The organism is Candidatus Zixiibacteriota bacterium, assembly GCA_022865345.1.
GTDB lineage: Bacteria > Zixibacteria > MSB-5A5 > MSB-5A5 > RBG-16-43-9 > RBG-16-43-9.
This window is the reverse complement of sequence record JALHSU010000025.1, coordinates 1-9,410: the sequence shown is the minus strand read 5'-3', so window position 1 is coordinate 9,410 and position 9,410 is coordinate 1. Positions and strand designations below refer to the sequence as shown.

Sequence of the window (9,410 nt, the reverse complement as noted above, 5' to 3'; positions counted from 1 at the left end):
AGCCTTAAATGAGGGCGCGGACGGATATTTAGCCAAGCCCTTCCGCATCGAGAAGATCGACGAGCTGATGAGGAACCTCTTTCTAGAGAAAGAAGAGGTTTAAGAAATGTAGCGGAGGTCTTCAGACCTCCATTTGTTTTTTAAACGTAGCGCGAACCTTTCAGGTTCGCCTGAGATACAGGGGTTCAAAATTTTAAACCCTGGGTTTCGTTACTCCAAATCTCAGCTTCAAGTTTCTTTAATATCTCCAAAAAACCTCTAAGCCTCTCAGAATTTCTGACTGTCGTTGATATCGACCACGGTAATTTCACTTTCATCGATTATGCCCTCCGCAAATAATTATACTCTTGATATCTTAATAGCTGTTAAGACTACTGTTTTATCTGTTTCAAAGTCTTCAGGCTTTCGAACCATTTTTCTATTTTTTCATACTCCATAAAATTACATTTATCTTTAAGGTCTGTAGAGGTAAACGTCCTTCTTTCAATCTGAGCTTCAAACTGCACCTTCTTGGCCTTAGAGGAAACGATTGTTGCTTTCTCGAGAGGGTAGTCTACTATGACATCATTGAGTCTTAATAACCCAGAATAAACTGGAGTGGTATGTTCAATCTCAAAAAACCAAATCGGCTTACTGGTATTTTTCTTAAACCAAATTATATCTACTGATTGAGCAATTCTCATAACTGTAGGGCCTGCAAAATGAGGCAACTCTCTTAAACATAAATCATTAAACCTTTCTTTATTATATTCTTTACCCCTGTCGTTGTTTGCAACCCAAACATCATATCCTTCCATTCTGCCTATCTTAATCAATAGATATTGTATTCTTATATGTGTCTTCTCATCTGCTTTAGCTTCTTTCGATTCTAAAGTCTCTTCTTTTTTTTCATAAACAGATATGGGAACTGAAGGTTTCAAGATTTCAGAGCCAATTTTCTCATGGAAGATCAATTCAACAAATTCGTCGACCAGGCTTAAATCTTCGAAACCACACCTCTCCCGTAAATCATTAAGCATTGCATTAACCTTGATATAAGTTTGCCCAACATGCTCTCCTCTTTCTCTTTTTACCAAGATTCCTAATTTCTTTAGTCCACCATCAACAGCTCCATTCCAAATACCATTATTCTTGTGGTTTAATAGAAATAGGCCAGTAGATGCAAATGCCCTTCCAACACCTTCAAGTCTATATTCGCTATCCGGATTAGCCACAAAATTATAAAACCTTTCAGCAAGAGGCTCATCACGATGAAGCAAGTATTTAAGTGATATTTTTATTTTTTCGAGACCATTATCTATATAAGTTTTGGGATATAATCTTGGCCCGCCTACAGTCATTTCATCATAAATTTTCTTAGCATCTATTATGGTTAACTGATTGAGCTTGTCCTTCATGAGCAATGGTCTGATACTCTCCATCGGTTTATCAAACCACTCTCTTCTTCTTGTAATATAGCTCTTGCCATCAAATTCATCTCTTGGTCTTGAGAATTCTTCTACCAGCTTTTTGAGTTTTTCCTTGTCCATCAATTTTCCTCCTAGATAAAAAGAGAAATAATGTAACAATCCAATTCGTCCTCACCGTTGCAAGAGTATCCAAATCCTTTCAGTAAGATATTCCTTAGCTTGAGCATATCCTTATTCCCTCTCATCAACTACAAACATCAGTAAACTTGCTAAAAAGAGAAAATGAATCGCTCGGATGTTGTCGATGGAAATGTTCTCATGCGCCTTTGGATTTCTAATCCCGGTCATAGTACCAGAAAATATTTACAAGTAGCCCTTTTGGATATTCTTACCAGTATCCGAAGACAGGTCCGAAAGCTTTATTACCGGCCTGTCCAGCGAAAAAGCCCGATTCATCAGGTCGGCCCCATCAAATTCCTGCCCTGTATTTGCCTTTACATACTCTTTTACAACACTGTTCACTCCCTTAAGTGCCGCCTCAACAGAATCTGCAAAGTGTTCGCTATCGAAGCGGGTCTTAGCTACCTTCACAACTTTGGGATGCAGCAGGTTCCAAAAAGATGTTCTGTCTATGGACTGTGCATTTTCCTTCATCTTGCTCCTCTTCTTATAATTTTTATGCATCTTATTCAAAGTCTCCTCAAATCTGCCTCCCTCGACGAATATTCTCACCTTGTTTCCCCAGCGATGAGCACCTTCTAGCAGGGTGAAATGTCTCACAATACCTTTATCCTTGAGAAAATTCAGTGCTTTCCATCGGAGCTCGCAATAGTCATCTCGCATGCCTTTACAGTCGACTGGGATTAGTTGTGGGAATCTGATGAACTTCTGGAATAAAGGGATTACAATTCTATCAGGAGAAATATTGATTTCAGTTTCGATATCAAGGAACACATCATATATGCCAAGAAAATTCCGGTAATTTAATTCACTTATCCACTCCATGAACATCACCTCATATTTACCATACCGTTATATGTGACTTGATGGGCGTGTAGGCCTAGCCTACTGAACTTCTTACCTGTTTTTGTTCCTTTTTGCTCTTTCTTCCCCATTTTATCAATTGATCTCCTAAAAGTCAAGTTTTTTTAGCTACTGAAGTTTCAGAATTTGAACCCTTGAAGAAAAAATATTCCTGTTACATCAGCTCAAATAATGCATATCTTCAGGTCAGTGACATTGGGATTTTGGACGAGAAAAGTTCTAAAGTTGTCTCAGATTCCCTACTTTTTTTCTGACATCTGGGGCAAAAATGGGTGGAGCGCTGGTTTATGATTATCCTTTTGATTTTGGTGCCGCACCTTTTACAGGGTTCTCCTTCCCTGCCGTAGACTTTATGATAGAACTGGAAAAAACCGGTTTCCCCTTTCACATTTCGATAGTTGTCAACTGAGGAGCCACCAGCTCTTATGGCTTTTTTTAAGATCTTCTGAATTGCCTGATGTAGTTTTATTGACCCATTCCGACTGATATCAGATACCTTTTGCAGAGGATGGATTTTAGCCTGGAACAATGCCTCGTCCGCATAGATATTTCCAATCCCGGCGATAATCGCCTGATTCAAAAGAACTGATTTAATCTTTCCCTTTTTTTTCTGCAAAAGCTGAACAAAATCATCTCTGGATATCTCTAATGGCTCTGGTCCTAACGTTTTTAGAACATCTTCCTTGATGGCTTGAGATGATTTTACCAGCCTGAATTTTCCGAATTTTCTGATATCGCTATATCTCAGGTAAGTTTTGTCGGTGAATTCCAGTTCTATATGGTCATGCTTTCCCATGAGATTCGGTCTATTCAGATAAAACAGGTTCCCGGTCATACCCAAATGAATCAAAAGCAGATCACCACTGGACAATTTGATGATTATATTTTTCCCCCTTCGGCTTATCTCTTGAATTCTTTGATGGATCATATTCCTCTTTAAGAATGCGGGGTGACTGTGTAGAACCCGGGAAGGGAAAATCCTCAGGCTTTTGATTCTTTTACCTAAAACCGTTTTCCTTAACCCGCGGACAACCGTTTCAACTTCAGGCAGTTCTGGCATAAGTCAAAATTTAGGGAAGAAAGTTGGAGTGTAAAGCTTCAGCTTTACCCAGTCATTATGCGAAAAAAATAGGCAAACCTGAAGGTTTGCACTCCAAAAAAGCTCTTTGAAATCAACCTGTGCAATTATCTAAACAATCTCTAACATCCGGTCAATTGACCTTTTGGATTTCCGGGCGATATCTTCTGGAACTTCTACTTTATATACTAAATCCTGCAGGGACCACAAAATCTTCTCCAGATTATTCAGCTTCATATTCGGGCAATCAGCTAATTCTGATGCAGGATAGAACCTTTTTCCCGGATTTTCTTTTTTCAACTTGTGCAAAATCCCAATCTCAGTTCCGATTATGAACTCCTCGGAGTTGGACTCTTTAGCATACTTGCAGATGCCGGTGGTGGAAAGCACCTTATCTGCCATGGCTATGACTTTAGGTATGCACTCCGGATGAACCAGGACCTCAGCTTTTGGATATAAGGCTTTCTTTTTCAAAATATCCTCAGGCAATATCCTGCGATGAGTTGGGCAGTAACCCTGCCAGAGCACAAGCTCCCTTTTGGTCTGGGAAGCCACATAACTGCCTAAATATTTATCCGGAATAAATATAATCTCTTCGTCTGCAGGGATCGACTGGACGACCTTAATCGCATTGGAGGAAGTGCAGCAGTAATCGCTTTCAGCCTTTATCTCAGCTTTGGAATTCACATAGGTGACCACCGTAGCCTGCAGATGTTTTTTCTTCAGTTCCCTGAGTTGTCTTAAGGTTATCATATTTGCCATCGGGCAGCCAGCATTCAAATCCGGCATCAAAACGGTCTTATCCGGGCAGAGAATTGCCGCAGTCTCAGCCATAAAGTGAACCCCGCAGAATATGATTATCTCAGCCTCTGTCTTTGACGCTTCCTGGCTTAGACCCAGAGAATCCCCTGAGAAATCTGCTATATCCTGAACTTCAGGGGACTGGTAATTGTGGGCTAAGATAATAGCCTTACGCTCTTTTTTGAGTTTGAGGATATCCTCAACTAACTTCTGGCCGTTACTCATTTTCTTCTTTTACTTCACCTGTCAAAGCTTTGTTTAAATCCTCTACTAATTCATCCGGGGACACACCATGAGCTAAAGCGCCTTGCTCAATGGTCTCATCCTCAGCTATGGCACACCCGAAACAGTGCATCCCGTACATAAAGAAAATCTTGACGGTCTGTGGATATTTTCTCAAAACCTCTCCAAATGACATATCCTTGGTGATCTTTTTTTCCTCTGTCATTTTATTCTCCTTTAATCCAATTTGACTATTTTCTGACAAAAACTATAAGGTCTTCTGAAGTCATGCTCTTAAAAGGTGAAAAACCGTAATCTCCGTAGAATTTTTGTCGCTTGAAACCCTGCCCGCTTAGAAGGTTTTCTATCTCTTTTCTCAATATTGGACGCAAAAGGGTCGATTTTGTTTGAAAACTCCACTTCCCTTCCTTTTGTCTGAAAGTTACCAGATTGAATACCACCTTGTCTTTTAGAAAATCAAGCAGTCTGAAGAAAACCACCCTTCCATCTTGCATCTCGACGATATTTGGAGCCATAAATCTTATCTTTTTTTTCAGAATTCTATCATAGTTCCTGTTCTGCAGGACTAAAATCCCGCCTGGATTAAGTAGATTATATATATTCAGCAGGGTTTTCTTTAAATCCCTCTGGCTTAGAAGATGAGGAAGCGAATTACCCAGACATATCACCGCATCGAATCTATCTTTAAGTTTGGGATAAAAATCCAGAAATCCCGCTTTTACAAATCTGACGCCAGAGACCCCTTTTGAATTTTTCCCGGCAATCTGCAGCATCTTTTCGCTCAAATCCGCGCCTGTAACCTCATATCCGGATTTCGCAAAAAAAATCGAGTGATGCCCGGTCCCACAGGCCAAATCGAGGATTTTTCTGACCTTGTTTTCCTCGAACAGCTTCAAGAAAAAAGGAGCTTCATTTTTTAATCTTTTCTCCCAGGAGACCATCAGGTCAAAATCAGGTGAAAGAAGGTCATAGAATTTTTCGTCTTTGAGGATCATCTCATATTCGCAAAGATTGTTCTACCAACTCAGCCAAGTCATAAGCCTGCAGGTCTTTTATCTCTTTTTCCTTTATCCCATCTGAAAGCATTGTCAGGCAATAAGGGCAGGCAGTAGCGATTATGCCTGCACCGGTTTTTTGAGCCTGCTCCACCCTCATCTGATTAATACGCACCCCAAGTTTCTCCTCCATCCACATCCTTCCACCACCAGCACCACAGCAGAACCCTTGATATCTGGAGCGCTCCATCTCTTTTAAATCTGAGCAAAGAGCTTTCAGAATCCTCCTCGGCGTTTCATACATTTCATTGTAACGTCCTAAGTAACAGGAATCATGATAGGTAACCGTTGTATCTAGCGTCTTGTCAAGGCTTATCTTACCTTTTTTAATCAGGTCGCAGATGAAGTCAGAATGGTGGATGACTTCCAATTTGTATCCTGACAAGGGATATTCATTCTTGAAGATGTTATACCCATGCGGACAGGAGACTATTACCTTTTTTATGTTATATCTCCTGAAAACCTCGATATTCTGCTGAATCAGAATCTGGGCTAAGTATTCATTCCCTATCCTGCGCGCATGATCCCCGCAGCAGAATTCCTCTGTGCCTAAGATGCCGAAGTTTATCCCTGCCTGGTTTAAGATATTGACCAGTGCCCTGGAGATTTTCTTTGCCCGCTCATCAAACGAGCCAGCACATCCAACGAAGTATAGGTATTCGATGTCCTTATTTTCCGAAAATAGCTTTACGTTTAAATCCTTAGCCCAGTCAGCCCTGGTGGCAAACCCTATTGCCCAGGGATTATAGTTATTTTCAAGATTCTTGAAAAACAGAGAAACCTCAGATGGAAACTTGCTTTGCATCAAGACCAAATTCCTTCTCATCTCCACGATCTTGGAGATGTGCTCGATTAAAACCGGGCAGACCCTCATGCACGCGCCGCAGGTGGTGCAAGCCCAAAGCTCGTCTTCCAGAATCACCTCGCCTATCAAATTCTTTTCAGGATTCATCTCTTTTTTCTGAAGGAGCAGACTACCCTTCTCATTGAGATGGTTTTTCATATCCAGGATAACCTTTTTAGGAGAAAGCGGCTTTGAGGATTGCCACGCGGGGCAATTATCCTGGCACCTTCCACATTTGGTGCAGGCATCAGTATCTAAAAGGTCCTTCCAGGTGAATTCCTCTAATTTCGAAATCCCGAATGTTTCCTGATTTTCTAAGTCTGGAATAGGTTTGATCATCCCGACTGGATCAAAGGTGCGAAAGTAAATGCTCAGAGGGGATGAGAAGATGTGCAGAAATTTGGAATAGGCAAGATAGCCGATAAAGCCAAAAGAAAGCAAAGCGTGAATCCACCAGCTTACCCGGTGAAATATTTTAAGAGTGTCTATGTCTAACTTGAAAACATCTATCCAGGAAGCGAGCTGCCAGCCGGCAAAAGACCATCTTTCAAAATAAGGTTTTGTGGCGGCAATCCTCAAGCCCTCGACTATGTATCCTGTAACCAGCACCACCAGGAACCAGTACAAGGCAAAAAAATCTTCTGATTTATTGTCTAAGCTCTCAGGCCTTAAGAAAATCCTTCTGTATAAGGCAAAGAGGATTCCGATTATGGCTAAAAGTCCAAAAAGGTCCAAGATAAAAGAGTAGGAAAGATAAAATCCCCCGTGAAAGAAATCATAATTGAAAAATGGCGAGGTTACATCTTCTTGAAAGGCGATTATCAAAGTTCCTAAGAAGAGGATAACAAACCCCCAGAAAATTAGAAGATGCATTAAGCCGGGATAGGTCTTCTCAAGAGTCCTGACCTGAACGATTCCATAGGAGATGGTCGATTTTATCCTTTCCCAGACCCGGTCATACCGGTTATCTTTTTTCCCGATTTTCCAGAGTTTGATTCTTCTCCATAATCCAAAAGCTAAAATGATAATCGGGACCAAGCCCAGAAGGTAAATTAAAATCCTTACATTGCCGATGTTCCAGAAGATCTCTCTGGTTATCTCCATTTCAACCTTCGGATTTCAGCTTTTTTACTTCCCGGGTCAAAAGGGGAACAACTTGAAAGAGGTCGCCCACGATGCCGTAATCCGCCTTTTGAAAAATGGGTGCTTCCGGGTCCTTGTTTATCGCCACGATGTATTTCGAAGTTGCCATCCCGGCAAGATGCTGGATCGAGCCGGAAATCCCGCAGGCGATGTAGAGAGTGGGATTGACTACCTTTCCAGTTTGCCCAACCTGAATATCGTGCGGGGCATAACCTGAATCAACTGCAGCGCGTGAAGCTCCTACAGCAGTCCCTTCTCCAAAAGCATCTGCCAATTCTTCTAATATTTTGAAATTATCCTTTTCTTTCATCCCCCTGCCACCTGAGACTATGATTTTGGCTTCAGTCAAATCTATTTTTTTACTTTCCCCTTTCAAAATCTCCTTGAGCATTGTTCTCAGGTCTTCCCTTTTTAGATCAGGTTTTGATTTAATCACCTCAGCTTTCTTTGAACTATCCACTGGTGAAATCTCAACAAGATTCGGCCTGAGCGTTACCATTTGTGGTTTAGTTTGATGGACTGTTGCCTCCATCAGAACTTTTCCTGCGTAGATCGGACGAACCGTTTTTAACAAACCGTTATCTCCAAGGTCAATACTTACACAATCCATTGCCAAGCCTGTTCCCAGGCGGGTCGCCACTCTGGGAAACAGGTCTTTTCCCAGAGCAGTTGCCCCAGCCAAGAGGATGGAAGGGTCCTGAGATTTGACTAACTCTGAAATCCCCTGAGTGTAACTTTCATTAAGATAGCTCTTGTAGACCTCATCTTCCAAGTAGTAGACTTTGTCAGCCCCGTATGGACCCAGTTGATTTGCTAAATTCTCAATACCTGAGCCTAAAAGCAAAGCACAGAGTTCTTCCCCGTTTTTTGATTTGAGTTTCTTACCCAGGCTCAAAAGCTCATAGGTAATCTTTTTAAATTTTCCTTCTTTATGTTCAGCTAAAATCCATATTCCTGGCATTTTTTCTCCTTTAGATGATCTTGGCTTCTTCTCTTAAGAGCTTAACCAGTTTTGCAGCGGCTTCTGGAATTTCCCCTTCGATTTTAATCCCGGCTTTTCTTTGAGGAGGTAAAGAGTATTTTCCCTTTTTGAGCTTAGACCCTTTAGCTCCGACGTGCTCCAGGTTCAAACAAAACTCAGCCAATCCTAACTTTTTTATCTCCTTTTTCTTCGCCTTCATTATTCCTGGAAGCGAAGCATACCTTGGGGTATTCAAATCCTTCTGGCAGGCAAAAACTGCTGGAAGGCTAACCTCGATCAGCTCCTTTTCCCCGCCTTCTGTCTCCCTTTTTGCTAAAGCTTTTTTCTGGTCAGGAAAAAGCTCCAAACCCACTACAACTGAAACATAGGGCAGGTTCAAAAATTCAGCTAAACCCGCATAGACCTGGGAGCAATCCAAATCCACTGCCTGCTTCCCGGTCAGGATGATGTCATATTCAATCTGACTCAGCGCTTTGGATAGAACCAGAGCCGTGGTGAAGCTATCTCCGCCCTCAAAAGCAGGATCATTCAACAAAACCGCGTCATCTGCACCCATAGCTAATGCAGTTCTGATAGCTTCGATTGACTTTTCCGGACCCAGGCAGAGGATGGTTACTTTCCCCCCGTATTTTTCCTTGATTTTTAAAGCCTCCTCCACTGCATACTCATCATAAGGGTTCATCACCAATTTGATCCCCTCAGTAACGATATCAGTTGAATCTGGATTTAAAACGATCTTGGTCTCAGTATCCGGGACCTGTTTTATACAGACCGCTATATTCACAAAAACCTCCTTTTGTCGACCTTTGCT

The 9,410-nt window shown here is 41.5% G+C and carries 8 protein-coding genes and 1 pseudogene; all 9 read right to left on the bottom strand.

From position 1 onward, the window contains the following. Positions 1 to 371: 371 nt before the first annotated feature. A complete protein-coding gene (locus MUP17_01035; GenBank protein ID MCJ7457559.1) occupies positions 372 to 1,529 on the bottom strand; it encodes a hypothetical protein in 1,158 nt (385 codons plus the stop codon). A gap of 111 nt (positions 1,530 to 1,640) precedes the next feature. After that, positions 1,641 to 2,063: pseudogene (locus MUP17_01030) on the bottom strand (TIGR02391 family protein). Positions 2,064 to 2,634: 571 nt separating this feature from the next. Then, positions 2,635 to 3,513: a bifunctional DNA-formamidopyrimidine glycosylase/DNA-(apurinic or apyrimidinic site) lyase gene (gene mutM / locus MUP17_01025; GenBank protein ID MCJ7457558.1), complete on the bottom strand. Its 879-nt coding sequence runs from the start codon at positions 3,511 to 3,513 to the stop codon at positions 2,635 to 2,637. 129 nt (positions 3,514 to 3,642) lie between these two features. Next, a complete protein-coding gene (nadA, locus tag MUP17_01020; protein ID MCJ7457557.1) occupies positions 3,643 to 4,557 on the bottom strand; it encodes a quinolinate synthase NadA in 915 nt (304 codons plus the stop codon). Further along, on the bottom strand, positions 4,550 to 4,780 hold the full coding sequence (locus MUP17_01015) for a DUF1858 domain-containing protein (protein MCJ7457556.1): 231 nt from the start codon (positions 4,778 to 4,780) through the stop codon (positions 4,550 to 4,552). Before MUP17_01015 ends, nadA begins: the two co-directional genes overlap by 8 nt. 25 nt (positions 4,781 to 4,805) lie before the next feature. Beyond that, positions 4,806 to 5,570 carry a class I SAM-dependent methyltransferase gene (locus MUP17_01010; protein MCJ7457555.1) on the bottom strand — a complete coding sequence of 255 codons (765 nt, stop codon included), beginning with the start codon at positions 5,568 to 5,570 and terminating at the stop codon, positions 4,806 to 4,808. Between the two features lies 1 nt (position 5,571). Then, positions 5,572 to 7,578, bottom strand: a complete 2,007-nt coding sequence (locus MUP17_01005; GenBank protein MCJ7457554.1) for a heterodisulfide reductase-related iron-sulfur binding cluster — start codon at positions 7,576 to 7,578, stop codon at positions 5,572 to 5,574. A gap of 1 nt (position 7,579) precedes the next feature. Beyond that, positions 7,580 to 8,578 (bottom strand): electron transfer flavoprotein subunit alpha/FixB family protein, encoded by a 999-nt coding sequence (locus tag MUP17_01000; GenBank protein MCJ7457553.1) that lies wholly within the window; start codon positions 8,576 to 8,578, stop codon positions 7,580 to 7,582. Between the two features lie 10 nt (positions 8,579 to 8,588). Further along, on the bottom strand, positions 8,589 to 9,383 hold the full coding sequence (locus MUP17_00995; GenBank protein ID MCJ7457552.1) for an electron transfer flavoprotein subunit beta/FixA family protein: 795 nt from the start codon (positions 9,381 to 9,383) through the stop codon (positions 8,589 to 8,591). Between the last annotated feature and the right edge of the window lie 27 nt (positions 9,384 to 9,410).

Bases quoted from the DNA above. Each gene is read 5' to 3' on its own strand.
- MUP17_01035 (MCJ7457559.1), bottom strand. From the start codon at position 1,529: ATGGACAAGGAAAAACTCAAAAAGCTGGTAGAAGAATTCTCAAGACCA.
- mutM (MCJ7457558.1), bottom strand. From the start codon at position 3,513: ATGCCAGAACTGCCTGAAGTTGAAACGGTTGTCCGCGGGTTAAGGAAA.
- nadA (MCJ7457557.1), bottom strand. From the start codon at position 4,557: ATGAGTAACGGCCAGAAGTTAGTTGAGGATATCCTCAAACTCAAAAAA.
- MUP17_01015 (MCJ7457556.1), bottom strand. From the start codon at position 4,780: ATGACAGAGGAAAAAAAGATCACCAAGGATATGTCATTTGGAGAGGTT.
- MUP17_01010 (MCJ7457555.1), bottom strand. From the start codon at position 5,570: ATGATCCTCAAAGACGAAAAATTCTATGACCTTCTTTCACCTGATTTT.
- MUP17_01005 (MCJ7457554.1), bottom strand. From the start codon at position 7,578: ATGGAGATAACCAGAGAGATCTTCTGGAACATCGGCAATGTAAGGATT.
- MUP17_01000 (MCJ7457553.1), bottom strand. From the start codon at position 8,578: ATGCCAGGAATATGGATTTTAGCTGAACATAAAGAAGGAAAATTTAAA.